This window comes from Streptomyces gelaticus (genome assembly GCF_014649535.1).
In the GTDB taxonomy this organism is placed as follows: domain Bacteria; phylum Actinomycetota; class Actinomycetes; order Streptomycetales; family Streptomycetaceae; genus Streptomyces; species Streptomyces gelaticus.
Genome location: NZ_BMTF01000022.1, coordinates 58,435 through 83,247, shown reverse-complemented (window position 1 = coordinate 83,247; position 24,813 = coordinate 58,435). Strand labels below are relative to the sequence as shown.

25 protein-coding genes are annotated in these 24,813 nt (G+C 68.4%); 10 read left to right on the top strand and 15 right to left on the bottom strand.

Features of this window, described 5'->3' with window-relative positions; genetic code table 11:
- Positions 1-29 precede the first annotated feature (29 nt).
- From IE107_RS26630 to IE107_RS26615, 4 genes are read right to left on the bottom strand one after another with little or no spacing between them, the layout of a single operon-like run.
- Complete coding sequence (locus IE107_RS26630) at positions 30-1,352, bottom strand: NADH-quinone oxidoreductase subunit D (protein ID WP_189546877.1); 1,323 nt, start codon at positions 1,350-1,352, stop codon at positions 30-32.
- The gene (locus IE107_RS26625; protein WP_189546876.1) at positions 1,352-2,074 is read right to left on the bottom strand and encodes an NADH-quinone oxidoreductase subunit C; all 723 of its coding nucleotides are present in this window, start codon (positions 2,072-2,074) and stop codon (positions 1,352-1,354) included. The genes IE107_RS26630 and IE107_RS26625 overlap by 1 nt, the downstream gene beginning before the upstream one ends.
- Entirely contained in the window at positions 2,071-2,625 is a 555-nt protein-coding gene (locus tag IE107_RS26620) for a NuoB/complex I 20 kDa subunit family protein (protein WP_189546875.1), read from the bottom strand. Before IE107_RS26620 ends, IE107_RS26625 begins: the two co-directional genes overlap by 4 nt.
- An 18-nt stretch (positions 2,626-2,643) precedes the next feature.
- A complete protein-coding gene (locus IE107_RS26615; protein ID WP_003992243.1) occupies positions 2,644-3,003 on the bottom strand; it encodes an NADH-quinone oxidoreductase subunit A in 360 nt (119 codons plus the stop codon).
- Between the two features lie 833 nt (positions 3,004-3,836).
- On the opposite strand from IE107_RS26615, the gene IE107_RS26610 reads away from it, so the two are divergent.
- Both IE107_RS26610 and IE107_RS26605 read left to right on the top strand, forming a co-directional pair.
- Positions 3,837-4,670, top strand: a complete 834-nt coding sequence (locus IE107_RS26610; RefSeq protein ID WP_189546874.1) for a C40 family peptidase — start codon at positions 3,837-3,839, stop codon at positions 4,668-4,670.
- 236 nt (positions 4,671-4,906) lie between these two features.
- Positions 4,907-6,136: an MFS transporter gene (locus IE107_RS26605; RefSeq protein WP_189546873.1), complete on the top strand. Its 1,230-nt coding sequence runs from the start codon at positions 4,907-4,909 to the stop codon at positions 6,134-6,136.
- Between the two features lie 88 nt (positions 6,137-6,224).
- On the opposite strand, the gene IE107_RS26600 is transcribed toward IE107_RS26605, so the two are convergent.
- Entirely contained in the window at positions 6,225-6,641 is a 417-nt protein-coding gene (locus IE107_RS26600) for a hypothetical protein (protein ID WP_189546872.1), read from the bottom strand.
- Positions 6,642-6,936: 295 nt separating this feature from the next.
- On the opposite strand from IE107_RS26600, the gene IE107_RS26595 reads away from it, so the two are divergent.
- Entirely contained in the window at positions 6,937-8,298 is a 1,362-nt protein-coding gene (locus tag IE107_RS26595) for an acyltransferase family protein (RefSeq protein WP_189546871.1), read from the top strand.
- 65 nt (positions 8,299-8,363) lie between these two features.
- Here IE107_RS26595 and IE107_RS26590 read toward each other — a convergent pair whose 3' ends face one another.
- The 3 genes from IE107_RS26590 to IE107_RS26580 form a co-directional block, all read right to left on the bottom strand.
- Complete coding sequence (locus IE107_RS26590) at positions 8,364-8,954, bottom strand: TetR/AcrR family transcriptional regulator (protein ID WP_189546870.1); 591 nt, start codon at positions 8,952-8,954, stop codon at positions 8,364-8,366.
- Positions 8,951-9,316 carry a DUF8051 family protein gene (locus tag IE107_RS26585; RefSeq protein WP_189546869.1) on the bottom strand — a complete coding sequence of 122 codons (366 nt, stop codon included), beginning with the start codon at positions 9,314-9,316 and terminating at the stop codon, positions 8,951-8,953. The genes IE107_RS26590 and IE107_RS26585 overlap by 4 nt, the downstream gene beginning before the upstream one ends.
- A gap of 271 nt (positions 9,317-9,587) precedes the next feature.
- Positions 9,588-10,157 carry a TetR/AcrR family transcriptional regulator gene (locus IE107_RS26580; RefSeq protein WP_189546868.1) on the bottom strand — a complete coding sequence of 190 codons (570 nt, stop codon included), beginning with the start codon at positions 10,155-10,157 and terminating at the stop codon, positions 9,588-9,590.
- 98 nt (positions 10,158-10,255) lie between these two features.
- Here IE107_RS26580 and IE107_RS26575 point away from each other — a divergent pair, with 98 nt between their 5' ends.
- On the top strand, positions 10,256-10,543 hold the full coding sequence (locus IE107_RS26575; RefSeq protein ID WP_189546867.1) for an antibiotic biosynthesis monooxygenase: 288 nt from the start codon (positions 10,256-10,258) through the stop codon (positions 10,541-10,543).
- A 220-nt stretch (positions 10,544-10,763) separates the two neighbouring features.
- The gene (locus IE107_RS26570; protein ID WP_189546866.1) at positions 10,764-11,108 is read left to right on the top strand and encodes an SH3 domain-containing protein; all 345 of its coding nucleotides are present in this window, start codon (positions 10,764-10,766) and stop codon (positions 11,106-11,108) included.
- 281 nt (positions 11,109-11,389) lie between these two features.
- Here the strand turns inward: IE107_RS26570 and IE107_RS26565 are convergent, their stop codons facing one another.
- On the bottom strand, positions 11,390-11,854 hold the full coding sequence (locus IE107_RS26565; protein ID WP_189546865.1) for an ATP-binding protein: 465 nt from the start codon (positions 11,852-11,854) through the stop codon (positions 11,390-11,392).
- A gap of 257 nt (positions 11,855-12,111) precedes the next feature.
- On the opposite strand from IE107_RS26565, the gene IE107_RS26560 reads away from it, so the two are divergent.
- The 4 genes from IE107_RS26560 (at position 12,112) to IE107_RS26545 (ending at position 15,217) form a co-directional block, all read left to right on the top strand.
- The gene (locus IE107_RS26560) at positions 12,112-12,966 is read left to right on the top strand and encodes a helix-turn-helix domain-containing protein (RefSeq protein ID WP_189546864.1); all 855 of its coding nucleotides are present in this window, start codon (positions 12,112-12,114) and stop codon (positions 12,964-12,966) included.
- Positions 12,967-12,977: 11 nt separating this feature from the next.
- Complete coding sequence (locus IE107_RS26555) at positions 12,978-13,178, top strand: DUF397 domain-containing protein (RefSeq protein ID WP_189546863.1); 201 nt, start codon at positions 12,978-12,980, stop codon at positions 13,176-13,178.
- 235 nt (positions 13,179-13,413) lie between these two features.
- The gene (locus tag IE107_RS26550; protein WP_189546862.1) at positions 13,414-13,818 is read left to right on the top strand and encodes a PDZ domain-containing protein; all 405 of its coding nucleotides are present in this window, start codon (positions 13,414-13,416) and stop codon (positions 13,816-13,818) included.
- 166 nt (positions 13,819-13,984) lie between these two features.
- Positions 13,985-15,217: an MraY family glycosyltransferase gene (locus IE107_RS26545; RefSeq protein WP_189546861.1), complete on the top strand. Its 1,233-nt coding sequence runs from the start codon at positions 13,985-13,987 to the stop codon at positions 15,215-15,217.
- A gap of 310 nt (positions 15,218-15,527) precedes the next feature.
- On the opposite strand, the gene IE107_RS26540 is transcribed toward IE107_RS26545, so the two are convergent.
- The 3 genes from IE107_RS26540 to IE107_RS26530 all read right to left on the bottom strand — a co-directional run bounded on the left by IE107_RS26540 (position 15,528) and on the right by IE107_RS26530 (position 19,785).
- On the bottom strand, positions 15,528-17,603 hold the full coding sequence (locus tag IE107_RS26540; protein ID WP_189546860.1) for a PA14 domain-containing protein: 2,076 nt from the start codon (positions 17,601-17,603) through the stop codon (positions 15,528-15,530).
- Between the two features lie 248 nt (positions 17,604-17,851).
- Complete coding sequence (locus tag IE107_RS26535) at positions 17,852-18,811, bottom strand: serine hydrolase (protein WP_189546918.1); 960 nt, start codon at positions 18,809-18,811, stop codon at positions 17,852-17,854.
- Positions 18,812-18,825: 14 nt separating this feature from the next.
- Positions 18,826-19,785 carry a LysR family transcriptional regulator gene (locus tag IE107_RS26530; protein ID WP_189546859.1) on the bottom strand — a complete coding sequence of 320 codons (960 nt, stop codon included), beginning with the start codon at positions 19,783-19,785 and terminating at the stop codon, positions 18,826-18,828.
- A gap of 85 nt (positions 19,786-19,870) precedes the next feature.
- Here IE107_RS26530 and IE107_RS26525 point away from each other — a divergent pair, with 85 nt between their 5' ends.
- Positions 19,871-21,523: a penicillin-binding transpeptidase domain-containing protein gene (locus tag IE107_RS26525; RefSeq protein WP_189546858.1), complete on the top strand. Its 1,653-nt coding sequence runs from the start codon at positions 19,871-19,873 to the stop codon at positions 21,521-21,523.
- A gap of 51 nt (positions 21,524-21,574) precedes the next feature.
- Here IE107_RS26525 and IE107_RS26520 read toward each other — a convergent pair whose 3' ends face one another.
- Genes IE107_RS26520 through IE107_RS26510 form a run of 3 tightly spaced genes read right to left on the bottom strand, consistent with a single transcriptional unit; the run spans position 21,575 to position 24,519 of the window.
- Positions 21,575-22,105, bottom strand: coding sequence for a hypothetical protein (locus IE107_RS26520; RefSeq protein ID WP_229867260.1), 531 nt, complete (start codon positions 22,103-22,105; stop codon positions 21,575-21,577).
- Positions 22,106-22,128: 23 nt separating this feature from the next.
- The gene (locus tag IE107_RS26515) at positions 22,129-24,069 is read right to left on the bottom strand and encodes an alpha/beta hydrolase (protein WP_189546856.1); all 1,941 of its coding nucleotides are present in this window, start codon (positions 24,067-24,069) and stop codon (positions 22,129-22,131) included.
- 3 nt (positions 24,070-24,072) lie between these two features.
- The gene (locus IE107_RS26510; RefSeq protein ID WP_189546855.1) at positions 24,073-24,519 is read right to left on the bottom strand and encodes an amino acid ABC transporter permease; all 447 of its coding nucleotides are present in this window, start codon (positions 24,517-24,519) and stop codon (positions 24,073-24,075) included.
- Positions 24,520-24,813: the final 294 nt, after the last annotated feature.

Genomic DNA, 24,813 nt, shown 5'->3' with positions numbered 1-24,813 from the left:
CCCCAGACTGACTTCCTGACGTGCTTCGGTCACCGGTCGACGCCTCCCATCACGGGGTCGATGGACGCGACGGCGACGATGACGTCGGCGACCTGGCCGCCCTCGCACATCGCCGCCATGGCCTGAAGGTTGGTGAAGGACGGGTCGCGGAAGTGGACCCGGTAGGGGCGGGTGCCGCCGTCCGAGACGACGTGCACGCCGAGTTCGCCCTTGGGCGACTCGACTGCGGTGTACGTCTGCCCGGCAGGGACGCGGAAGCCCTCGGTCACCAGCTTGAAGTGATGGATCAGGGCCTCCATGGAGGTGCCCATGATCTTCTTGATGTGGTCGAGCGAGTTCCCGAGGCCGTCCGGGCCGAGCGCGAGCTGGGCGGGCCAGGCGATCTTCTTGTCTGCGACCATCACGGGCCCGGGGGCGAGCCGGTCGATGCACTGCTCGACGATCCGCAGCGACTGGCGCATCTCCTCCAGGCGGACGAGGAAGCGGCCGTAGGCGTCGCAGGTGTCGGCGGTGGGGACGTCGAACTCGTAGTTCTCGTACCCGCAGTACGGGTCGGTCTTGCGCAGGTCGTGCGGGAGTCCGGCGGAGCGCAGGATCGGGCCGGTGGCGCCGAGGGCCATGCAGCCGGTCAGGTCGAGGTAGCCGACGTCCTGCATACGGGCCTTGAAGATGGGGTTGCCGGTGGCGAGCTTGTCGTACTCCGGCAGGTTCTTCCTCATGGTCTTCACGAACTCGCGCAGCTGGTCGATCGCGCCGGGCGGCAGGTCCTGGGCGAGTCCGCCGGGGCGGATGAACGCGTGGTTCATGCGCAGGCCGGTGATCAGCTCGAAGAGGTCGAGAACGAGTTCACGATCGCGGAAGCCGTAGATCATGATCGTGGTGGCGCCGAGCTCCATGCCGCCGGTGGCGATGCACACCAGGTGCGAGGAGATCCGGTTGAGCTCCATCAGGAGCACGCGCAGGACGGTGGCCCGGTCGGGGATCTGGTCCTCGATGCCGAGGAGTTTCTCGACGCCCAGGCAGTACGCCGCCTCGTTGAAGAACGGCGTCAGGTAATCCATACGCGTCACGAAGGTGGTGCCCTGGGTCCAGTTCCGGAATTCGAGGTTCTTCTCGATGCCGGTGTGGAGGTAGCCGATGCCGCAGCGGGCCTCGGTGACGGTCTCGCCGTCGATCTCCAGGATCAGCCGCAGCACCCCGTGCGTGGACGGGTGCTGAGGGCCCATGTTGACGATGATGCGCTCGTCGTCGGACTTGACCGCCGACTCGACGACCTCGTCCCAGTCGCCGCCGGTGACTGTATATACAGTCCCCTCGGTCGTCGCCCGAGGTGTTGCATGGGGAGTAGACATCAGGAGTACGACCTCCGCTGGTCCGGAGCCGGGATCTGGGCGCCCTTGTACTCGACGGCGATGCCGCCGAGCGGATAGTCCTTGCGCTGCGGGAAGCCCTGCCAGTCGTCCGGCATCATGATCCGGGTGAGGGCGGGGTGCCCGTCGAAGACGAGCCCGAAGAAGTCGTATGCCTCACGCTCGTGCCAGTCGTTGGTCGGATAGACCTCGACGAGGGACGGGATGTGCGGATCACTGTCCGGGACCGACACCTCCAGGCGGATCAACCGGCCGTGCGTGAGCGAACGCAGATGGTAGACGGCGTGCAGCTCGCGGCCCTTGTCGCCGAGGAAGTGGACACCGCTCACCCCCGTGCAGAGCTCGAAGCGCAGCGCCGGGTCGTCACGCAGGGTCCGGGCGACCTGGACAAGGTGCTCGCGGGCGATGTGGAAGGTGAGCTCGCCGCGGTCGACGACGGTCTTCTCGATGGCGTTCCCGGGAAGCAGGTCCTGCTCCTCCAGGGCCCCTTCGAGCTCGTCGGCGACCTCGTCGAACCAGCCGCCGTACGGACGGAACGTGGCGCCCGGCAGGGTCACGGTGCGGACGAGGCCGCCGTAGCCGGAGGTGTCGCCGCCGTTGTCGGCGCCGAACATGCCCTTGCGTACGCCGATGATCCCGGCGTCCTCGCGCGGGGCGGGCACTCCGTTGTGGTTCTTCTCGTCGTGGCTCTGGCTCTCGCTCACCGCAGCAGCCCCTTCATCTCGATCAGGGGCAGCGCCTTGAGTGCCGCGTCCTCCGCCTCGCGGGCGGCCTCCTCCGCATTGACCCCGAGCTTGGAGGTCTGGATCTTCTGGTGGAGCTTGAGGATCGCGTCCATCAGCATCTCGGGCCGCGGCGGACAGCCGGGCAAATAGATGTCAACCGGCACAATATGATCAACACCCTGAACAATGGCGTAATTGTTGAACATTCCGCCCGACGATGCGCAAACCCCCATGGAGATCACCCACTTGGGGTTGGGCATCTGGTCGTAGACCTGCCGCAGGACGGGAGCCATCTTCTGGCTGACCCGTCCTGCCACGATCATCAGATCCGCTTGCCGCGGCGATCCGCGGAAGACCTCCATCCCGAAACGGGCCAGGTCGTAGCGACCGGCCCCGGTCGTCATCATCTCGATGGCGCAGCAGGCGAGGCCGAAGGTGGCGGGGAAGACGGAGGACTTCCGTACCCAGCCGGCGGCCTGCTCGACAGTGGTCAGCACGAAGCCGCTGGGCAGCTTCTCTTCGAGTCCCATGGTGTGCCCCTCAGCCCCTCAGTCCCATTCCAGGCCGCCGCGACGCCATACATACGCGTAGGCGACGAAGACGGTGAGCACGAAGAGCAGCATCTCCACGAGCCCGAAGATCCCCAGGGCGTCGAAGGTGACCGCCCAGGGATAGAGGAAGACGATCTCGATGTCGAAGACGATGAAGAGCATCGCCGTCAGGTAGTACTTGATGGGGAAGCGGCCGCCTCCGGCCGGAGTGGGGGTGGGTTCGATACCGCACTCGTACGCTTCGAGCTTTGCTCGGTTGTACCGCTTCGGGCCGATAAGCGTGGCCATGACCACGGAGAAGATCGCAAACCCTGCCCCGAGGGCGCCGAGCACGAGGATGGGCGCGTAGGCATTCACGCTCCTCGCTCCTTCCAGTCGTCCTTGACCGTTGGACCGCATCGGGCGATTCGGCTCACCACCCCACCAAGATCGTGCACATGTGAGGCAGTTCACAAGCCCGACTGCCCCGCATCCTATGCCCGCCGTCCTGTGATCTGCGACACGGGTTACAACAACGAGTTTGTGATCTCCACCACCCGGCGAAGGGCAACGAAGCCGCCTCAGCGGTGATCTTCGTACGCAAAGCGGCCGAGTGATCACGAGACGTGACAATCGATGCCGTCCGCGCTGGTCAAGAGGCTTTTTCCTCTAACAATCAGATACCCGAAGAAGCAAATTGGCAATGGACACCCTGAGCGTGATATGGGGATCCGTCCCACTCTGGGCTCACTCCGACGAGGGGTCCCGAGGAGCGAAGTGGACGTGTGCACACATTCACGATCTTCGGGACGAGCGAGCAGGGGGGAATGGGCGGGACGAACGGCGGGGCGAATCGGCCGTCGGCCGGAAACCGGCGAGACCCCGGACGCCGGGCGCACCCACATCCGGCACGCCGCAGCCACATGGCGACTGCGGCGCCACCATGGCGCGATCACGCTGTGACCTGCGTCACTCCGCACGGGTGCCAATAAAAGCGGGCTTGGCCATCGGTGCGAACGGATGGTAGGTGGCGGGCAATTCGGGCGTATTGCCGAAAGTCCGTGATCACAGCGGTGATCAGGTGCGCCCGTTTTGCCCGTTACGGCGTCAATAAGGGCCTCCGGAAAGCGGATTCACAGATTCCGGACGTAACTGTGTCGCAACACACGTTTCTTGATGGGAGCCCCGAGGCCCTGATAGCGCTAGTACTCATGTCCCACACCGCTCACATACCCAGCCACCGGAAGCCCCGCCGAAGCGCCTCGAAGACGGCACTGCGGGCCGGAGTTGCCGGTGGCGTCCTCAGCACCATCGCGGTCGCAGGCGCTGCCGGTCCGGCCCAGGCCGAGCCGGTGACCCAGACCATCGAGATGCCCACCATCACCTCCGGGCTCTCCACCGCCGTCGCCGCGTCCGCCCAGGCCACGCAGCAGGTCGCCCAGGACCTGCAGACGCAGGCCCAGGAGGACGCCGCAGCCGCCACCGCGGCCAAGACCGCCAAGAAGGCCAAGGCCGAGGCGGTCCGCAAGGCGGAGGCCAAGAAGAAGGCGGAAGCGGCCGCCAAGGCCAAGGCGGAGGCCGCCGAGCGCGCTTCCCGCACCACGGCCCGTACGACGCTCAGCGCGACCTCCGGCTCCAGCGCCGGCACGGCCGTCTCCACGGCCTCCTCTTCCTCCTCGTCGAGCGCGACCGGCTCCGCAGCGGCCGTCATCGCCTTCGCGCAGGCCCAGGTCGGCGACGCGTACGTCTCCGGTGGCACCGGCCCCAACTCGTGGGACTGTTCCGGCCTCGTCCAGGCCGCGTTCCGTTCGGTCAACATCGACCTGCCGCGCGTCTCCCAGGCCCAGTCCACCGCCGGCACCCAGGTCTCGCTGAGCAACCTCCAGCCGGGCGACATCCTGTACTGGGGCGGCGCGGGCAGCGCGTACCACGTCGGGATCTACGTGGGCAACGGCCAGTTCGTCGGTGCGCAGAACTCCAGCACCGGTGTGGTGCAGCGCCCGCTGTCCTACGACCCGCCGTCGGGCGCGGTCCGCGTTCTCTGATTCGGCGCGACCTCCGGGTTCACGGATTCACAAGTGCCTTCGCGGCACGTGGTGAAGGGCTGTCACTCCCCCGCTCGGGAGCGACGGCCCTTCGCCGTATCCGGTCCTCCGGCGAAAACGCGACATCAACCCCGGCCGGCGACGTCGACGTCGCGAACCTGCCGGACACCGTCCACCGGCGCTTGTGAACTGGGGTGAACAGCCCTCGCGTCACCGAGCACAGGACGGCGTCCGCCATGACCACGACCGCAGCCACCGCCCCCTCCGAAGGCACCGCCTCCCCTCCCCGCACTCCCTTGCGCGGCCGGCTCGCCGTCGTCTCCGTGATGCTGGGCATCTTCTCGATCGTCACCACCGAGATCCTGCCCATCGGCCTGCTCACATCGATCGGGTCCGACTTCGCCGTCTCGGACGGCACGGCGGGCCTGATGATGACCATGCCCGGTCTCCTCGCGGCTCTCTCCGCGCCGTTGGTCACGATGGCGACGGCACGGGTCGACCGGCGCCTGATGCTCTGCGCCTTCGTGCTCCTGCTGGCCCTGGCCGACTTCCTCATCGCCGCCGCGACCGACTACCGCCTCGTCCTGGTCTCCCGGGTGATGGTCGGGGTCACCATCGGCGGCTTCTGGTCCATCGCGGCCGGACTGGCCGGCCGACTGGTCCGCCCGGCGTCGGCCGGCCGGGCGACAGCGGTGATCTTCTCGGCCGTCCCGCTGGGCTCCGTGCTCGGCGTCCCCGCCGGTACGTTCATCGGCGATCTGGCCGGCTGGCGGACGGCTTTCGTGGTCATGGGGGTGCTGAGCATGGGCGTACTGGCCCTGATGCTCCTGGTGGTTCCGGCCCTGCCGCCGGCACAGGTCACCCGCGCGAGCCTGCTGCGCACCGTGCTCAAGCGGCCCGGCACCCGCTTCGCCGTGCTCCTCACCTTCCTCGTCGTTCTGTCGCACTTCGCGACGTACACCTATGTCACCCCCTTCCTGGAACAGGTCACGCACGCCGGTCCGGCCCTGATCACAGGGTTGCTGCTGGTCTACGGAACCGCCGGGATCCTCGGCAACTTCGTCGGTGGCGCACTCGTGACGCGCCGCCCGCGCGCCGCGGTATCCCTCGCCGCGGGACTGATCGCCGCCGCGACCGCGCTGCTCCCGGTCCTGGGCAGGTGGGAGGCCGGAGCCGTCGCACTGCTGGTCGTCTGGGGTGTCGCCTACGGTGCGGTGCCGGTCTGCTCGCAGACCTCGTTCGCCAGGGCCGCGCCCGACGCCCCCGAAGCGGCGTCCGTCCTGTTCACCGCGTCCTTCCAGGCGACCTTCGCCCTCGGCGCCATGGCGGGCGGAGCCGTACTCGACCATGTGTCCGTGTCGGCGGTCATGCTGCTCGGCGGCGCGGTCGCGGCCCTCGCGGTGGTCGTGGCGATCGTGACGGGGCACGCTCCGGGCGCCTCGGCGTCGCAGGGGCTCACCGGTTGAGATGACTCCCGAGGGGCGCCCGGACGGGGTGAAGCAGCCCAACAGTCGGTCGGGCGGCCCCCTCAAGCCCGGTTCTTAAGGACCCGGGTCAGCTCGACGGGCGCCCGTAGCGCTTGCAGCTGTAGTAGGTCGCCGGGAGCGCGCCGTCGTCGAGGCAGATCCGTACGACTGCGGCTCCGCCGGAGACGTCCGCCGGCATGGTGAACGGGGTGAACGTCTCACTGGCCCCGCACGTTCGGGAGGTGTAGTTGAGGCCCAACTGCTTGTTGGAGGCATCGAGGGTGAATGCGGTGGTTCCCCGGCAGCTCGACGAGGAGACCGACTTCTGTTCGCCGGCCACGGTGACCGATCGGTTGTGCCAGGTGATCGTGCCTCTGGTGTAGGTGTTCCCGACAGTCACGTCGAACTCGCTGACAGGGTCGGCCGCGTGGGCGGCGGGTACGTTGACCAGCATGCCGGCGCCCAGGAGGACCGTTCCGACGACGGCGGCGAGGCGTGCGCGCATATGATCCTCCATTTGACGGATTTGCCCGGTCGGACCGGACCGGCGTAGGGCCGTCGGCCGCCCCGGGCATGGAGAACACGACACCGGCCTCGGCCCGCCCGGCCTCGCTCGGAACTCCTGTGGATCTCCGGGCCGCACGTGCCCCGGTCGACAGGATTCGGAGCCGTCCGTTCCCCATGAACACGATCGGGGCCGTGGTGGGGAGAACCCCACCACGGCGCGCGGTGCTGGCCCCCCAATGAATTCGGGGGGCCGCTTTACTGCCCGTAACGCCCGCTGACCGCACGATGATTGCATGCAGCAGACGCAGGCTCATTCACCCGGTCGCGGTCGCGATTCATTCATAGACGTCATCAGAGCACTGTGCGTGCTGGCCGTGATTTCCCAGCACTGGCTCATGCCCGTACTGGCCTATGAGGATGGGAAATTGAGCGCCGGGAACGCACTCGCAAGTCCCGGCTGGTGGATTGTCACATGGCTGACGCAGGTCATGCCCATGGTGTTCTTCGCCGGCGGAGCCGCCAATTTCTTCTCGTTCCGATCGGCGAAATCGGTGCACACCTGGCTCCGGAGCAGAATCGCGCGTCTTCTGGTGCCGGTCGTACCCCTGGCAGCCGTGTGGCTGCTGCTGCCCCACGTGTTGACCGGCGCGGGGGTGCCTCGGCAACCGGTGCTGATGGCGGGCAAAACAGCCGGGCAGCTGCTCTGGTTCCTCGCCGTCTATGTGCTCGTGGTCGCGCTCACGCCGGTGATGTTCACGTGGTATCGACGGTACGGATGGCGGGTCATCGGCGTACTCGCCGCCTGCGCCCTGGCCGTCGATGTGCTGCGCTTCGAGGTCAGCCCCGCGATCGGTTTCGTGAACGCCCTGTTCGTCTGGCTGGCTGCCCACCAGTTCGGCTTCCACTACGCCGACGGCGGCCTGCGCATGCAGAACGCGCGGGCATCGCTGGGTCTGGCCGCGGCCGGCTTCGGGCTCACCGCGGCCGCCGTGTTCTTCGGGCCCTACCCGGCCTCCATGATCGGAATGCCCGGGGCCCCGGTCTCCAACATGAGCCCTCCGACCGCGCTGATGATGTCGCTGACGATCGGCCAGCTCGGACTCTGGCTGACGCTCAAGCCGGCCCTGACGCGCTTCGCCGAACGTCCCACGGCCACCGCCTTCCTGCAGTGGTGCGGAACCCGCTTCATGACCCTGTATCTCTGGCACATGCCCGCGCTCGTGATGACGGCGGGAATCGCCATGGTCGGACTCGGCTTCGCGACACCGAAGCCCGGCAGCCCGATGTGGTTCATGGTGGCTCCGCTGTGGGTCGGCGTTTCGGGATTCTTCCTGGTGTGCTTCACCAGAATTTTCGGCCGGTTCGAATTCCGCCGCCGTTCCGGTACGGCATCGGAAATGAACCTGGGCAAGATCGTTCTCGCGGCCGTGCTTTCCGCCGGCGGCCTTCTCGGACTTGCCGCGCAAGGTTTCATTTCCCCCGGAAACCCGCTCGGTCCGGTGCTCTGGGTGGCGCTGGTGCTGGCGGGGCTGCTCGTCGTACGGGAGCGGACCGCCCCGAAGGCTGTTGCCGGGCAGAGCTCTCGCACCGTGCCCGTTCAGCTGATGGTGCGCCGTGAAGATGTCCGGGTTCTCTCCCGGCAGGGCAGCGTATGAGGGCCGCTACGAGTGCGGGAACCGCACGGTGGTCCCCCACCGTGCGGTTCCCGCGCTTCTGCACCTCATGATCCGTCGGCTGCGAGCTGTTGCCGGACCAGACCGACCAGGCCGTCGATGAGGGGGCCGGGCTCGACGGACGGGTCGAGCGACCGCTGGAGCAGGTAGCCGTCGATCGCCGCCGTGAGGGTAACTGCGACGGTGAGCGGACGCGCGACGCCCCGGGCCCCGAACCAGTCGCACAGCCGCTGCCGCAACTCGGCCAGCATGGCGGCGATTTCGGCACGCAGCTCGTCGTCCCGGCTCGCCGCGACGAGGGACTCGTACAACAGCAGCAGTTCCGGATCACGCGGATCGTTGGCGGACAACGCCCGGAGCATGGTTTCCACGGCCACGGCCGGGTCCGCCTGCGCCAGGGCTCCGCCGATCCGGTCGAGGAAGAACGTCCGGATCTTCCGCACTGCGGCGATGCGCCGGAGTTCGCCGATGCTCCCCACGTGGTAGTGGATCACTCCGGTGTTCACACCCGCGCGCTCCGCGACCCGCCGGCTGCTCACATCGCCCCAGCCCAGCTCGGGAATGAGAGAAGCAGCGGCTTCGATGATCTTCTCGCGCGTATCCGTCCCGCGCGAGGGACTCGTGGACTCGTTGCTCACAGCCGCATCCCCTGGATCGCGATCACGGCGATCACGCCGGCCGAGGCCAGCGCGATCGCTTCGAGGACGAGCAACTGCACCGGCAGGGGGTCGGGCACGACGGGGAAGACCGCGCCGAGGTCGGCCGCGAAAACCGCGATGTAGCCGAGGCTCAGCACCAGTGCCGCCACGAACGCCCAGTGCTGCCCGGCCATGGCGAACCCGGCCACCACGAAGCTGGCGAGCCCGAGGGAGGTCAGATACACGTTGAAGCTGTTGTACTGCCACCGGGGAAGCGGGGAGAAGTCCCTCGTGTCGATCAGCTTCCCCGGGACCATGGGAATCAGCAGAAGCGCCTCCCAGACCAGGAGTGCCGCAGTCACGGTCGCCAACAAGGATTGATTCATCACGCTCTCCGATACGTGTACGTGCACGTCTACGTGCGGGAGTCGGCCGCCTTTCTGTTTGGACGATAGTCCTGGACGGTCGTCCAAATCAACGGAGAGGTGAGTCGCGCTCACGGGTCGCGCCGCTCCGGCACGCACGCCGGACGCCTCAGCACCCGGCGGCGGCGCGACGAGCAGGTACCGCTCGCCGCATCGGGGGAGGCAGGGGGCGGGCGCCGGAGGAGCCGTTACGGGGATCAGGGAGTGATCACTGGGCGGGGTTGCCGGGCGGGCGGTTGAGGATGAGGTCGCCGGCGCGAGCGAGAACCTGGGCGCGGGTGCTGCCGGGGTGGTCGGCAGCAAGGAAGTGGCTGCCGATGGCCGCACAGAACGCCAGTACGCTGCGGGCCTCGATCTCGTCCGGGTCGGCGCAGACGGTGCCGAACGCCTCGCGCAGCAGGCCCATGCGCACGTTGTCCACGCGGCGCAGGCGCTCGGCGACAGCCTGGTCACGGCGGGCCCAGTCGCGGACGGCCAGATCGATGGGGTGCAGGCGGTCGGAGAAGGTGAGCCGCCCGGCCAAGTAGGCCTTGTCCATGACGTCTCCCCCTTCGCGCTCGATCCGGTCGAAGACGTCGTCGGTGGCCTCCCGTTCCCAGGTGTCCAGCATTTCCTCCAGCAGCGCGTCACGGTCGGCGAAGTAGCCGTAGAACCCGCCCTTGGTCACGCCGAGGGCCTTGGCCAGGGCCTCGACGCGCACGGCGTCCACACCGCCTGACGCCAGCGCCCGCAGGCCCTCCTCGACCCAACTTTCGCGCGGTGTACGCAACGAACCCATGGTGTGACCCGCCTCACTCCTCCGCCTGTTGTACGGGGCCGTACAACAGGTCTAACCTCTCGTTATACGTAAGCGTATATCCCAAAGAGGGGATCGTCATGTCGTTCGGCTTCGTCGCTTTTCACTACCCGAGCCCCGAGCATGTCGAGGAGTTCGTCGACCGCTGCCGCCAGGTCCGCGAGGTGCTGTCCTCGCAGCCGGGATTCCTGCGCGCCGAGCCCTGGGTCACTCCCGAGGGCGACGCCGTCGTCACCACCGGAGCGTTCGAGTCCCAGCAGGCATTCCAGGCAGCGTTCGCCGCTGTGGCCCGGGAGTGCCCGGCGGCCGTCGGCTTCGACGAGCGCGAGGTCAAGCCCCGCCAGATCCACACCCTGCTGTCACGGTGACGGGGCAGGCCGTGATGACCAGCGGATCACTGTCGTGACCACCTTGCGCAGGGGGCCGCGGGTCGAGACCGGTCAGGCCCGGCATCCGGGCGAATCCCACCGGACCAGCCGGCTCGGCAGCGGCCTCGGCCGCCTCCAGTCGACGCAGAACGGCATGGTGCGGAGCATGTCCGCCTCAAATGCTCTGCGATCCATCGATATCACCTGAGATTGGAGTCACATGACCATCCTCAACAGGGTTCTGACGAAGGCTGCCATGCTCGCGGCAGTCGGCATCGCCTTCACCGGATTCACTGCGACATCCGCGTCCGCTCAGACGCAAGTCGCCGCCGCACCGGCCTACATCAAATTGACCGCGCTGGAAACCACTCCCATCTACGCGGGGCCCAGCTCGTCCTCGTCGAAGATCCGCACGGTCCGGGCGGGCACGACGCTGTCCATTGCGTGCCAAACCACCAAAACCCCCTCGGGGAGGCTGTGGTACAGGCTCTACAACCACACACCGCAGCAGTGGGCGTGGGCCGGGCACTTCGAGTCGCCCTTCATCCCCCCGAAGGAGTGCTGAGCTACGACCCCGCACAACGGCGGTCTACGAACTGCAGGAAAGCTGAGCGCCACCCGCCGCCGGGTGGCGCTCAGCCGCTGAGCCTGCTGGAGCGTCACGGAGGACACCTCGGCGAGGAAGCCCGGTCCTCTCTACGCAGGAGACGCGACGCTGCTCGCGGTACCAGACACCGAGTGCACTCTTCCAAGGCCGTGTTGCAGACAAGGCGGATGCAGCCGACGCTCCTCAGCGCATGCAGGCCTGTAGGCCTGTAGGCCTGTAGGCCTGTAGGCCTGTAGGCCTCAGCGTCCGGTGGCGGCGAGGGTGAACCACACCGTCTTCGAGTGCGGCGAGCGGTCCCCGTACGCGGTGGTCCCCCACCGTGCGGCGAGAGCGTCCACGAGCAGAAGCCCCCGGCCGCTCTCGTCCGCACCGGCCTCCGGCGAGGGGGCGCGCGGGGGCGGCGGTGCGGGGAGGCGGCCGGGTTCGTCGTCCGTCACGTACACCGTCACCTGCCGCTGGCTGACGGTGACCTCCACCCGGACCTGCGGCGAGCCCGTGTGGCAGTACGCGTTGGAGACGACCTCACTCACGCAGAGCCGGGCGTCGTCGACGAGGCGGGGGTGCCCGGCGACCCACAGCACCGTCGCCACGAAGTCCCGCACGATCTTGGGAGCGGTGGGAGTGTTCGGCGCGACGAGCCGGTAGCGCTCGCCGCGTTGGGGGAGGTAGGGGGCAGGTACTGGAGGAGCGGTTACGGGGGGCATGGCGCGATCTCCCTGCGTGATGCGGTCTCCGGGGCGTCGTGCGGTGGGCGTGGTCCGTGGCATTGGCCCGTCCCGTCAAGCAGTCAACTCGCTTGCAAGGGGCTGCACTTCGGACGGCGAAACCCTGAGGCTTCCACCCAGTGGGACCATAGGGGGCAAGAAAGCGCCGTAGCAAGGTTGCCCCTGGCACTTCACGCGATCGGGTGGACCGGAACGGCCGCACCACGCAAGACTGCGCCGGAGCGAAGGATGGTGACATGCCACCGAGGGACAACCCGACCGCACGCCAGGCACGCCTTGGCTGCGAACTGAGGAAGCTGCGCGAGCAGGCCGGCCGGACCGCTCGCGAGGCCGCCGGACTCATCTCGACCGATCAGGCGAAGATCAGCCACATGGAAGCGGGCCGCATCGGCATCAGCGAGGAGCGGATCCGCCGCCTGGCCAGCTTCTACGCCTGCGACGACACCACGTTGATCGAGGCGCTGTGCGCCATATCGCGGGAGCATCGGGGCCAGTTCTGGTGGGACGAATACCGAGGCGTCCTCGCACCGGGTTTCCTGAACATCGCGGAGCTGGAACACCACGCCAGCCATATGCGCTGTCTCCAGTCCGTGACGCTGCCGGGGCTGATCCAGACACCGCAGTACGCGCGGGCACTGTTCGAGGGAGTGCTGCCCAGGCTGCCCGAGGACGAGGTGGAGGCCAGAGTCGAGCACCGCATGCGCAGGCAGGCGGTGCTCGACCGCGAGAAGCCACCGAAGTTCGATGTCATCGTCCATGAGGCCGGTCTCCGCATGCGGGTCGGCGGCCGCGAGGTCGCGCGCGGCCAGTTGGTGCGCCTCCTGGAGGCAGCCGACAGGCCGGACGTGTCCGTGCGCGTGATCCCGTTCGCCAGCGAGAAGTTCGTCGAGGTGACGCAGACCGTGCTGTACGCGGGCGGGGTCGCGCCCCAGTTGGACACCGTCCACATCGACGCCCCGTTCGGGGGCGTTCAGCTGGACTCGGTAGCCGATCTGAACCGCTATCGCATGCAACTCGACTTCGCCCAGCGGGTCAGCCTCGCCCCTGAGGAGTCGCGGAGCTTCATTCACCACATCGCACGAGACCTGTGATAATCCGCAGCATGAGCGCAGACATCGAGTGGCAGAAGTCGTCGTTCTCCGGCGGCGGCGGAGAGCAGTGCGTCGAGGTGGCACGGCACGCCGAGGAGATCCTGATGCGCGAGAGCGACGACCCGCGCGTGGTGGCCAGGACGAGCCGCAGCAATTTCGCCGCGTTCATCCAGGGTGTCAAGGCAGGCGAGTTCGACCACTTCGTGCAGTAGCGCCTTGCAGTCTTCCTCAGGAGAGCCTCCGCCCGGTCCGGGCGGAGGCTCTCCTGCATCGGTGACAACTATGCCCCGGGGCATAGTTGCGCCACCGTTTGCGTAACGCTACCGTCACTCCATGTCGCCGCGACAATGGAGCGCTCGCTTCCCACCGCGTGGCACCACGCACACCTCCCCCTGCACGCCGCCCATTTGGAGCGCGCACTCCACAACACTGATCGGACGGTCGACGATGCGTACCCCCCTCACCCCCTTACGCCCGGTCGTCGAGCACGGCTACCGGTTCGAGGCCCTGCGCTACGGCCCCGCCACCGGCTTCGTCCCCGAGCCGATCGTCCTGCGCATCACGGACACACCCCAAGAGGCCATCCGCGCCATCCGGATCCAGCTCCGGGCGAATCACCTCTTCGGCCTCACGCCGCGCGAACTCACCCGCGCCCTCCACTGGTCCGACCAGGGCGGCTGGGTGCAGGCCCTGGCGGCGCTCCATCGCGGCGAGCCCTGCGGGTTCACACTCATGCTGCGCGGCGGCCGGCACATCGAGTGGCACGTCCGCCCGTTGACGTACGTATCGCTCGGCGCCCACCCCCGTCCGGGCCGCCCCGCACCGCTCCCCACCGCGCAGAAATCCGCATGAGCTAGGCTCGCCGGGGTGCAGTGAGGGGCCTCGAACAGGGTCCGGGCCACCCGTGCCACCGGATCGGACGCGCCACCGGCCTCGTCCAACCCTGACCAGCAGCCCCGGAAACACCGGAAAGAGCTGTTCAGGTACCGGCCTGTTGGGCCAGGATGTGAGGCCGCCCGTGCGGGACTACTTGCTGATGCTGTTCGTCACGGCGGCGGTGACCCACATCCTGACCGGCCCCGTAAGAAAGTTCGCGATCTCCATCGGGGTGGTCCCCGAGGTCCGGGCACGCGACGTCCACCGCGAGCCCACTCCGCGCCTGGGCGGCATGGCCATGTTCGGCGGGCTGCTCGCCGGGCTGCTGGTCGCCTCCCACCTGCCGCACCTGGAAGAGATCTTCACCCAGAGCTCGACCCCACGGGCGCTGCTGTCCGGCGCGGCACTGATCTGCCTGCTCGGCGTACTCGACGACAAATGGGGTGTCGACGCGCTGGTCAAGCTGGGTGGCCAGGTGCTCGCCGCCGGAGTGATGGTCTTCCAGGGGCTCACCATCCTCTGGCTGCCGGTGCCGGGCACCGACGGGATCTACCTCGCCGACTGGCAGGGCACGCTCCTGACCGTGGGGCTGATCGTCGTCTCCATCAACGCGGTCAACTTCGTCGACGGGCTCGACGGGCTGGCCGCCGGCACGGTGGGCATCGCGGCGTCGGCGTTCTTCCTGTACGCGTACCGGCTCTGGTACGGCTACGGGATCGAGGCCGCCGCGTCCACCACACTGCTCTCCGCGATCCTGGCGGGCATGTGCCTCGGGTTCCTGATCCACAACTCCCACCCGGCCCGGATCTTCATGGGTGACTCGGGCTCGATGCTGCTCGGTCTGCTGATCGCCGGATGCGCGGTCTCCGTGACGGGCGAGGTCGACCCGAGCCTCCTCAACCAGTCGATGGACGGCACGTCCGGTTCGGCCGCGATGGTGCCGGTCTACATTCCGCTGCTGCTGCCGCTGTCCGTCATCGCGCTGCCCCTCGCGGACCTGGTGCTCGCCGTCATCAGGCGTACGTGGAACGGGATGTCCCCCTTCGCCGCCGACAAGGGCCACCTCCACCACCGCCTGCTCCAGCTCGGCCACTCGCACCGCAGGGCCGTGCTGCTCATGTACTTCTGGTCGGCGCTGTTCTCGTTCGGGATCGTGGGCTACTCGGCCCGGGGCGCCAAGTCCTGGATGCTCTTCGGGGTCGCGTTCGTCTGCGCGGTGGGCCTGATCCTGCTGCTCCAGCCCCGCTACGCATCCGGCCTCACCCGACGGCTGTTGCGGCGCCGGTCCAGAGGCCGCGTGGTCGCCTCCGGCGGGCGGCGCACCGAGGGCGACGACCACCGCACACGCGTGGACGCCGGCCACCGGGACGACTGACGGGCAGCGAGAGGGCAGCGACGAACACCGGGCGGCGACTCGGGGCCTCGGGCCCGATTCCAGCGCATACTGAGCCCGCGCCCGCCCGCACAGTCCGCGCGGCAACCTAAGCCTCGATCCACCGGCCGATTACTTGTAGGCAACGTTTCAGGAAACGAGGAATTGCCTTGTGACCTGCAACGATGGGAGTTCTTCAAGCTTCCAGCACGCACAATCGGCAAGGCACTTCCGACATACAGCGGCACACAACAGGGAGGCGCCCGGCCAGGAACTCCGGGCCGGGCGCCTCCACTGCTTTCCCTGGCGGGAGCTAGTCCACCGAGGCGATCGCCGTCTCGCGGGCGGCCGTCTCCGTGCCGTCGGCAAGGGTGGCGGTCACGCGGTAGTACGTGGTCGTGCCCTTGGGCATGGTGGTGTCCACATACGACCAGCTGGTGCTCTCACCGCGCTTCTGGACGTCAACCTTGTCGAAGACGTGGGTCGACCGGTTCCAGCGGTAGACGGCGAAGCCGGTCACCCTGCTGCCGTTGGCGCCCGTGTCGCTGCTCAGCCACCAGTGGACCGAGCCGTACACGTCGCCGTTGAGATGGCCGAGCGGGTTGTCGCCCACGGCCGGGCCGGCGTCGACGTCGGGGCGCAGGTCGAGCTCGGTGACGTCCTGGACGGGGGCGCCGGTCTCGGGGGTGAGCTGGTTGCCGTACTGGTCGATGGCGACGACGCTGTAGCGGATCTGCTCGCCATCGGCGACCGTTCGGTCGAGGTGGTGGGTCTGCGTGAACTCCTGGGGCCTGAGGGTCCAGGAGTCGATGAGAGGCTTGTAGACCCACTCGCCGTCGACGAGGGTGCCCCGCATGATGCGGTAGTGGTCGAGACCGGGGTCGTCACTGGCATCCCAGCTCAGTGAGACGCCGTTCTCCCGGGCGGTGACGGTCATGCCCGTCACCGGGGGCGGCGGGGTGCTGTTACCCGCGACGGCGACCGGCATCTCGACCGAGGGGATGCCCCAGTTCCCCGCGCCGTCCGCAGCCACGACCAAGTAGTAGTACGTGGCGCCCGGCGGCGGGGCCGCGTCCGTGAAGGACGTGCCCTGGATGCCCTTGGCGACCTCCACGACCGTACGCCCGCTCTCCGTGCGCGGCTTGTTGTAGCGCAGGACCGTGTACCCGACGAAGTCCTCGCTGGTGGCCTCCGACTTGTCCCAGGTCAGCGTGACCCCGCGCTCGTCCTCGACCGCCGTAGCGTTGTACGCGGTGTTCACAGGACCCGTCTTGTCCCGCGTGTAGAACTCCGCCGTGCCGGAAGCCGCCGACTCGTTGCCGTGCGTGTCGACCGCCGTGACGACGTAGTAGTACGTGTCCCCGGTCTGTGGCAGTGGCTGCTCGTACCAGGAGTTGCTGAGCGGCTTGTCGCCGTTCAGGCGGTTCGCCGCGGTGAGCGCGACCGGCCCGCCGGTGGTGGAGCGGTACACGTGGTACCCGGCGAGGTCCGCCTCGGTGTTCCCGTACCAGGAGAGGCTTACCTTCTCGGAGTAGTCGGGTTTCCAGGCGTCCTCGACCCCCTTCGGCGCCGCGGGAGCACTCTTGTCGACGGTGGTGACGGACTTGTCCGCCGTACCCGCGGACTCGTTGCCCGCCTTGTCGTAGGCGCGGACCTCGTAGTAATAGACCGCGCCGTTCTTCGGCAGCGTGGTGTCCCTGTACGAGGTGGAGGCCGTCGTGGCCAGCGGCTTGGTGCCGTACGAGGTGCCCTGGAGCCGGCGGTACACGCGGTAGCCCGCGAGGTCCATCTCCTTGTTGGCCGCCCAGCTGAAGTCGGCCCGGTACGAGGAGTCGTACGTGAGGGAGGTGCCGGTGGGCACGAGGGGCTTGACCTTGTCGACGGTGGCGGACGTGCGGGGCAGGTAGTCCGCCTTGACGTTCGCGGCGCCCGTCCAGTTGACGAAGTCGAAGCGGAGGGTGTGCGTCCCGGACGGGACGGTGATGTTGACGGTCTTCGTCTGGGTCGTCGAGAGGTTCTTCCAGATGTCGACCTTGCGCGTGCCGTCGAGGTAGACGCGCAGGCCGTCGCGGGTCGCGACGGGGATCGAGAACGGGCCGCCGGAGCCGAAGTCCCGGGTGACCGTCCAGCGCACGCCGAAGTAGTTGCTGGGCAGCCCGGCGGCGGGGGCGCCGGTGCCCCAGTTCTGATCGATCTTCGAATCGCAGTCCGTCTTCTTCGGCGTACCGGAGAAGGTCGTGTTCGCGTAGAACTGCCGTTTGAAGACGGGCGACTTACAGGTCACGGTCGCCGTGGCGGCACCGGCGGCGGACGTGCACGTGAGCAGGGCTCCGGTCGTCGCGAGGACGGTGGTCGCGGCGAGGGCGGACGCACGAGTGGCTCGGGTCATACCTTCCTTCGTTCTAAGTCGGCGGTGGGACGACACCGTCGTCCCACCGCCGACCCAGACCTTCGAGAAGGGCGGGGGGTTGTGCAGGTTTCGAGTGTGGAGTCCCTCACATATGGCGTGGGGCGGGCGGCGTGTTCGTACGGGTACGCCACGGGCCGCCTTACCAGGGGTCTGCTACACGATCGGCGCGGGTGAGACCCCCGGTACCGCGTGGAGCACCGCCCGTATGCGCGCGGATCTCCGTGCCATCAGGGACGACCTGCACCACGCCCTGGCGCGGTGCTACGGGCGGGCAGGTCGTCGCTGACGCGGGTCGGCGCTGCCGGTACGTCGCGCTGACGGCTGCGCAGCGCGTCCACGGCGATGCGGGCGGCCGTACCGATGACGGCGTCGGCCGCGGGGAGCGTGGCCGCGGTGTGGGCGGTGCGGGTGAAGACGGCGACGGCGTAACGGCCGCCGTCGGGGTACTCGACGACGCCCACCTCGTTGCGCAGTGTCGGCAGCGACCCGGTCTTCCCCGCGACGAGCACGTCGTCGAACGGGAATCCGGAGGCCAGGCGGTGCGGCCATACCTGGAGACCCATCACCCGCCGGATGGCGGCGCCGTGTTCGGGCAGGCACGCCTCGTCGCGCCAGACGGCGCGCAGCAGCCGGGTCATGTCCCGCGGGGTGCTGCGATTGGCACGGGCCGGGTCGAGGGCGCGCAGCCGCGCGACGACGTGCGGGTCGGCCAGCGCCTGGGCACCGGCCGGTCCCGCGTCCTCCTTGACCGAGGCGAGCATGGCGCCGAAGGTGTGCACGGCCCGCGTCGCGTCGAGGCCGAGGCGGGCCGTCGTGCGGTTGACCGCGTCGAGACCGACCCGGGCCAGCAGCAGATCCGCCGCGGCGTTGTCGCTGACGGCCATCATCAGGTACGCGAGGTCGCGCAGCGACATCCGGGCGACGTCCAGCATCGCGGCGAGCCCGGTGGGCCCCGGGGTGCGGCCGTCCGGCGGGCATTCGGCCTGCTCCGTGAGATCGAGGTCGCCGGCCGCGGCCCGGTCGTGCAGCGCGACCAGCAGGCACAGTTTGTGCACACTCGCCGTGCAGACCAACTGGTCGGCATCGACGCCGAGTTGGGTGCCGGAATCGATGTCGAGGGCGTGCAGCCGCCCGGTGACTCCGGCATCGGCGAAGGCCGCGCGGATGCGGTCGGCGGCGTCGGGCACGTTCACGGTTCGGGTCACAGCCAGTACTCCGATGCCGGGCGCAGGCGCATCGGGCGGGTGGGGGTGTCGGGACGGGCGTCGGCGGTGGTGCGCAGCGCGTGCGTGGCCGCGTCGGCGAAGGCTCGTACGGCGGTGTCGCCGTGCCCGCGCGGCCAGGCGACGGAGTGCCGCCAGGCCAGCGGGGCGCCCGCGAGCGGGCGCCACACCAGGTCGGCGTCGGGTTCGACGGCCCGTGCGTCGCGCGGGCTGAAGGCGACGGCACCGACGGAGAGCACGAGGCCGCGCACAAAGCTTGCGCCCTGGCCGTGCCGGACCGCGGGCGGGGTGTATCCGCCGCGGGCGCAGGTGGTGAGCAGATCGTCGTAGAGCACGGGGGCACCGGCCCGCGGGAAGAGGATCAGGTCGGATCCGGCGAGCGCGGCGAGCGGCACCTCGGTGAGTCCGGCCGCCTCGGCGTCGCGCGGCAGCAGTACGCCGAGCTCGCGCCGGAGGACCGGGCCGAGTTCGAGGCCGGTCACGTCGCAGGGGTGATGGATGAGTCCGACGTCGAGTTCGTGTGCGGCGAAGCGGGCGAGCTGATCCGTGGTGGACAGTTCGTGCAGCTCCAGCTCCACGCCGGACCGCCGGTCCTGGAACCCCGTGAGGAGCGCGGCGACGGTGTCGCCGGCGATGTCGGGCGGCAGCCCGGCCCGCAGCAGTCCGCTCTCGCCGTCCCTGATCCGACGCGCGGCCGCCCGCAGCGACTCGGACCGCGCGAGCAGCTCGCGCGCCTCGGGAAGCAGCAGCCGGCCCGCCTTGGTGAGGGCCACCTGGCGGCTGGTCCGGTCGAAGAGCCGCACCTCCAGCTCCCGCTCCAGCCGCTGGATGCGCTGCGACAGGGGTGGCTGGGCCATTCCGAGGCGGGTCGCTGCACGCCCGAAGTGTGACTCTTCTGCAACAGCCACAAAGCACTCCAGGTGCCGAATCAGGTCCACGACCAGCAATCATATCCAATTTTGATCGATATCCCATCGATATCGGACTTGGACAGGGAGCGGGGCCGATTGCTCTCCTCACGGCATGACGCACCCTTTCTCAGCTCCCGACGCGGACTTTGGGCACACCGCCACCCACCGCCACCGGAGCCGCCGCCGCGGCCTCCGGGTGGCCATCGCCGTGACCGTCGTGACGGCCGTCGCCGCGGGCGGCGCGTACGCCGCCGGGCTCGGCCCCTTCGAGCGCGACGACGACGGCCCCGACCCCGCGGCGACCGCCCAGGCCCGTGCGTTCCTCGCGGACTGGGCGGGCGGCCGGCTCGACAGCGCGGGCTCCCGCACCACGAATCCCGCGCGGGCTCAGGAGGTGCTGAGCAACTTCACCTCGGGTCTCGACATCAGCAAGCCGGAGCTCACCCCGGCGCGGGCCACGAAGGGGGACGACGGCACGGTCCGGGTCGCCTTCACGGCGAAGATGCCCGTCACCGGGCTGGGCACCTGGACCTACCGGTCCCATCTCCCCGTACGGGAGCAGAAGAACGGGGCCTGGAAGGTCGACTGGTCCCTGTCACTCGTCCATCCGCATCTCAGCGACACCGCCAAGTTCCGTCTGGAGCGGGAGGACACCACTGAGCCGGAAATCACCGACCGGAACGGGATGTCCCTGACGGGCGATGCCCATCCGTCGTTGCAGCCGGTGCTGAACCAGTTCGCGGGGGGCGGCTCCGGGCCGCGCGGGGCGATCCGGCTCGTCGACCGGGTCACCGGTGAAGTCGAGGGCACGGAGACCACCTTCGGGAAGAAGGACGAGCAGCCGTCCGACGAGGCCGTGGCCACGACGCTCGACGCCACCTGGCAGGCGGCGGCGGACAAGGCCCTGGCCGAGAAGGCCGACGGCAAGAACGCCTCGCTCGTCGCCCTGCGGGTCGACAACGGCGAGGTCCTCGCCATGGCCAACTCCCCCGCCACCGGTTTCAACCGGGCGGTCTCCGGTACGTACGCGCCCGGCTCCACCTGGAAGATCGTGACGAGCAGCGCGCTGCTGCTCAAGAATGCCGTCGCGCCCGACGATGTCGTGGACTGCCCCAAGTACCTCACCGTCGGCAAGGAGTTCCACAACGTCGAGACGTCCGAGTTCCCGGGTGCCACCTTCCGGCAGGACTTCATGGAGTCCTGCAACACCGCCTTCATCAGCCTGCGCGGCAAGCTCGGCGACACCGAACTCGGCGATGTGGCACGCGAGTACTTCGGGGTCGGGCAGGAGTGGCATGTGGGCATCCCGACGTACGACGGCTCGGTGCCGGAGCCCAAGGACGAGACGGAGAAGGCCGCTTCGATGATCGGGCAGGGCCGGATCCAGGCGAACCCGCTGATCATGGCGTCCGTCACGGCGACCGCGGCGTCCGGCCGGTTCCACCAGCCGACCATCGTTCCCGGCGGCAAGGACACCACCTCGACGAAGCCGCTCCCGTCGTCCGTGGTGACCCAACTGCGCACGATGATGCGGGCCACCGTCACCGACGGAACGGCGCACGCGCTCGCCGATCTGCCCGGTGACATAGGCGCGAAGACCGGCACCGCGGAGGTCTCCGAGGACGAACCCAACAACGGCTGGCTCGTCGCCCGGCGCGGCAATGTCGCCGTGGCATGCGTCGTCGAGCAGGGCGTCACGGGCGGTGGTTCGGCCGGCCCGATCCTGCACGACCTCCTGTCCGCCGTCCCTGACGACCCGTCGTGATGCTGGCCGGAGACAGGCTGGCGGACGGGGGCGGGGCGTGGGTTCGCCGGGTTACGTACGGGAAGTGGGGGAGCTCTTCGCGGACCAGAAGTCCGACTTGACGTCAGGAAAAGGAATCCTCTTTCCGGCGTAGTTCGGGCCGACTGTCTCCGCCTTCGGCGGAGACACTTTAGAGACGTTCACACAAGGCGTCGCGACTTCAAAAAATGCTTGCCCATTGCTGCCGACAAGAACGCGCACATTGAATTCGTCGGGCGTCCTGTAGTACATGGCCGGAATATCCGAGTCGTTCACTGAGAGCTGCTTATATCCCTGACTCTCCCAGTAGCGCTCGATCACCCCCAGAAAGCTCCCCCGGCGTTCCTTCGAGATAATCGTCATGACCGCCCGGCGCCTCTGCACGTCACAATTACCCTCAGTCGACTGCCCGTGGGTCCAGTTCACTGGTGGCTTGATGGCGGCGAATGTCCCGTCGAGGATTTCGTCCGCACGCACCGCCGCCTCCTGCATATTCATCTTTACCTCCCGTTCAGCCGGATCACCTGATACGCCACACCCTGCCAGGACCAGCGCTCCAGCCATCAGCACCACGGTCCTCAAAACCCTCATCGAGGCGCCTCCAACTTGATCTCTTCAGACTTCCCAACCACAATTCTGGCAATATTGTCGGCCGAGTCCTGATCTTTCGCCGGGTCGAAATAATTCGAATGCGCCGTCATCTGTCCATGGTCTTCGATGATGGTTGCGCCGTCGTCCACCATGAAACGTGTGGCTCCGAAACGCTCACTTGCAGGGTCGGTGCCGAACCAACGCTCGCTGGGGTCGGTTTGTGCGTCTTGGGCCGTGTAGCCGGCAATACCTCCGACCAGGGCCCCGGCACCACCACCGATAAGCGCTCCCGGCGGGCCGGCCATGCCGGCTCCCAGAACAAATCCGGTCGACCCTCCGCCGACCGCGCCGGAGGTCATGCCAGATGCTTCCTCATGGCTCGGGAGTTTGGTGACGATGTCGTTGTCGGCTGCGCCCACATACACGTGGTCCTTACCCACATTGAGGTCCTGAGCGTTGTCCGCGCCGGTACCGGGGCTTCCGACCAGGATGATGTCATCGGCGCCGGGGATGCCCCCTTTCTCCTGAGCTGCGAGCCCGACCGTGAGAGAGCCGTACGAGTGCCCAATGGCGGTGACATGCGGGTTGCCGCCCTCGTGCGTTGCGGAGATCCCCTCCATGAACGCGTTGTAGCCAGGCGCTCCCGCCTTGGCGTCGTTCGTGAACATCACGCTGTTACCGCTGGCCAGATCGCCCGGGGTGGCCTGTGGCGCATCGTATCCGAGCCACACGATCGACGAGGTTCTGCTGGACGGGTCGGCTTCACTCGCGCCGAGGGCGGTTTGCATCGCCCGGTTGACCGTTCCACCGGCGAACTCTGCGTCCAGCTTGGTGCCGAGCCCAGGGACGTACGCCGAGACATTGTCGGCGGTATCCGGGTTGCCATAGGCGATGATCGCGCGGCCGTTTCCCTCATCGCCGATGCCCAGCAAGTACATCGGCGGCTCGCTGCCCTTCTCAAGCTTCTCCTGGATCCCCTTCAGGCCACCCAGCATGTCTCGGGAAGCGTCATCGTTCTTCACATCGAGTTGCCCGATGAGCAGCCGAAGGTTTTCGCGGTTCGCCTCATCGCGTGCCAGCGCCGGAATCCCGTCCAAGTTCCCGACCACCCCCGGAAACGCGGACATGTACTCCTCGCGCTGCTCCTTGCCGAGGTGGTCCCACCACTCCTTGCGTTCCGCGGGCGACTTGTCGAGCGGGAGGTGTTTCTCCAGGTAGTTGCTGGCGGCTTGGCTCACCGCATCGACGTCCGAGCCCACGTCCGCCCATGTCTTGGTGTCGACCGTGAGGCCCGGGGCCGCCTTGAGCTTGTTGAGTGCCGAGCTGTACCGCTCATCGATCTCGTGTGCTTCCCGCATGGCATGAGCAAGGCGGTCGGCGACGTCCTGGGCCTTGGCACGGTGCGGATTGGGGCTCTTCAGCGCGGGAGCACCCGGGCCCGGAGCGGGGTTCAACATGCCGTTGGCATCGCGGTACAGCCCAGGGTTCCCGGCACCGATGAGACCGTTGTTGCCCACCACGGAGCCGCCGGGGATCGTGTCGCCGGTCAGCTCGTTCTTACCGCCGGCCGGGTAGTCGATGCTGCCGTTGTCGTTGACGGTGTATCCGAGAGAAGCGGCGTCGTCGAGGGCCTCGCGCAACCGGCGTTGTGGGGCGCCGAGTTCACTGGCGAGCCCGTCGAGGGCGCCTCGGACGAGGCCGGCCTCGGTGTGGATGTAGTGGTAGTTCTCGCTCAGTCGCTGCAATCGCTTGACGGCTGCTCGGGCGGACTCGCTGTCCTGGGTCTTGGCGAGTTTGCCGCTCATGTCGCCGTCGACGCGTTCGCGGGCAGCATCGGCGAACGCGGAAGCGGCGCGCCAGCCGTCGGCGGCGTCGGTCAGTTCTGACAGTCTGAGGTCGCGGAGCCGCTGCCACGTCAGCCCGGGTGCTGTGGTCATGGTCTACTCGCCTCTCCTCGTACCCGGCACCGCGACCGCCTTCGCCCTGTTCCCCACCTCGGCATCCACTTCGGCGACGTCCACAGCCACCTGTCGCAGTTTCGGCTCCAGAGAACTGCATTCCTCACGGACACGACCGAGGCGTTCGTCCCACGAGGTGAGCACGGACTTGAGTGCTCCGAGGCTGGACAGCCCGGCCAGCCCGTCGGCAGCGCCGTCGTGAGCTCTACGCAGGTCGGCCTTTGCTGTGATCAGGCCGGTCTGGAGATCATCCGCCGTGCCGGCCGCCTTCGTCCACGGGCCGCCCTTGTGCTTGAGCGTGCCGGTACCGCCCCCGCCACCGGCCGCGTTGGCGTGGCTGCCTTCTCCCTGAAGACCGTTGATCTGCATATGAGTGGCGTGCCGCTCGGCCACCTGCGCCTTGAGCCGTTCCCACTCGTCCCACGCCATGCGCGTGCCCTCCCCCATGCCCCGGGCACCCGCCCGGGTGAGCGACCCGGTTACGTCTGTTGTGATCTCTGAGCTTGCCGACACAGACATTACGCACAGGGTGCATTGAGCCATGTCCGCACGATCACTCAAACCGGCCCTGAGTATCCGAACCCACGCGCACCGTCATCGGGGCCGGCTCGCCGGCCGCTCGGGCACGTGGCTCGAAGCGGCCACCGTGCGCCATGCGCGCCGGTGCCGTGCGGGCCGGCAGGTCCTGGCGGCACCCGCGGGATGAAGGCGACTTCGATGTAC

Excerpts from the sequence above, each read along its gene's own strand:
- IE107_RS26580 (WP_189546868.1), bottom strand. The coding sequence starts at position 10,157 with ATGGGTTCGTTGCGTACACCGCGCGAAAGTTGGGTCGAGGAGGGCCTG.
- IE107_RS26620 (WP_189546875.1), bottom strand. The coding sequence starts at position 2,625 with ATGGGACTCGAAGAGAAGCTGCCCAGCGGCTTCGTGCTGACCACTGTC.
- IE107_RS26525 (WP_189546858.1), top strand. The coding sequence starts at position 19,871 with ATGACGCACCCTTTCTCAGCTCCCGACGCGGACTTTGGGCACACCGCC.
- IE107_RS26605 (WP_189546873.1), top strand. The coding sequence starts at position 4,907 with ATGACCACGACCGCAGCCACCGCCCCCTCCGAAGGCACCGCCTCCCCT.
- IE107_RS26565 (WP_189546865.1), bottom strand. The coding sequence starts at position 11,854 with ATGCCCCCCGTAACCGCTCCTCCAGTACCTGCCCCCTACCTCCCCCAA.
- IE107_RS26570 (WP_189546866.1), top strand. The coding sequence starts at position 10,764 with ATGACCATCCTCAACAGGGTTCTGACGAAGGCTGCCATGCTCGCGGCA.
- IE107_RS26550 (WP_189546862.1), top strand. The coding sequence starts at position 13,414 with ATGCGTACCCCCCTCACCCCCTTACGCCCGGTCGTCGAGCACGGCTAC.
- IE107_RS26560 (WP_189546864.1), top strand. The coding sequence starts at position 12,112 with ATGCCACCGAGGGACAACCCGACCGCACGCCAGGCACGCCTTGGCTGC.
- IE107_RS26610 (WP_189546874.1), top strand. The coding sequence starts at position 3,837 with ATGTCCCACACCGCTCACATACCCAGCCACCGGAAGCCCCGCCGAAGC.
- IE107_RS26540 (WP_189546860.1), bottom strand. The coding sequence starts at position 17,603 with ATGACCCGAGCCACTCGTGCGTCCGCCCTCGCCGCGACCACCGTCCTC.
- IE107_RS26510 (WP_189546855.1), bottom strand. The coding sequence starts at position 24,519 with ATGGCGTGGGACGAGTGGGAACGGCTCAAGGCGCAGGTGGCCGAGCGG.
- IE107_RS26520 (WP_229867260.1), bottom strand. The coding sequence starts at position 22,105 with ATGGCTGGAGCGCTGGTCCTGGCAGGGTGTGGCGTATCAGGTGATCCG.
- IE107_RS26515 (WP_189546856.1), bottom strand. The coding sequence starts at position 24,069 with ATGACCACAGCACCCGGGCTGACGTGGCAGCGGCTCCGCGACCTCAGA.
- IE107_RS26595 (WP_189546871.1), top strand. The coding sequence starts at position 6,937 with ATGCAGCAGACGCAGGCTCATTCACCCGGTCGCGGTCGCGATTCATTC.
- IE107_RS26630 (WP_189546877.1), bottom strand. The coding sequence starts at position 1,352 with ATGTCTACTCCCCATGCAACACCTCGGGCGACGACCGAGGGGACTGTA.
- IE107_RS26600 (WP_189546872.1), bottom strand. The coding sequence starts at position 6,641 with ATGCGCGCACGCCTCGCCGCCGTCGTCGGAACGGTCCTCCTGGGCGCC.
- IE107_RS26575 (WP_189546867.1), top strand. The coding sequence starts at position 10,256 with ATGTCGTTCGGCTTCGTCGCTTTTCACTACCCGAGCCCCGAGCATGTC.
- IE107_RS26555 (WP_189546863.1), top strand. The coding sequence starts at position 12,978 with ATGAGCGCAGACATCGAGTGGCAGAAGTCGTCGTTCTCCGGCGGCGGC.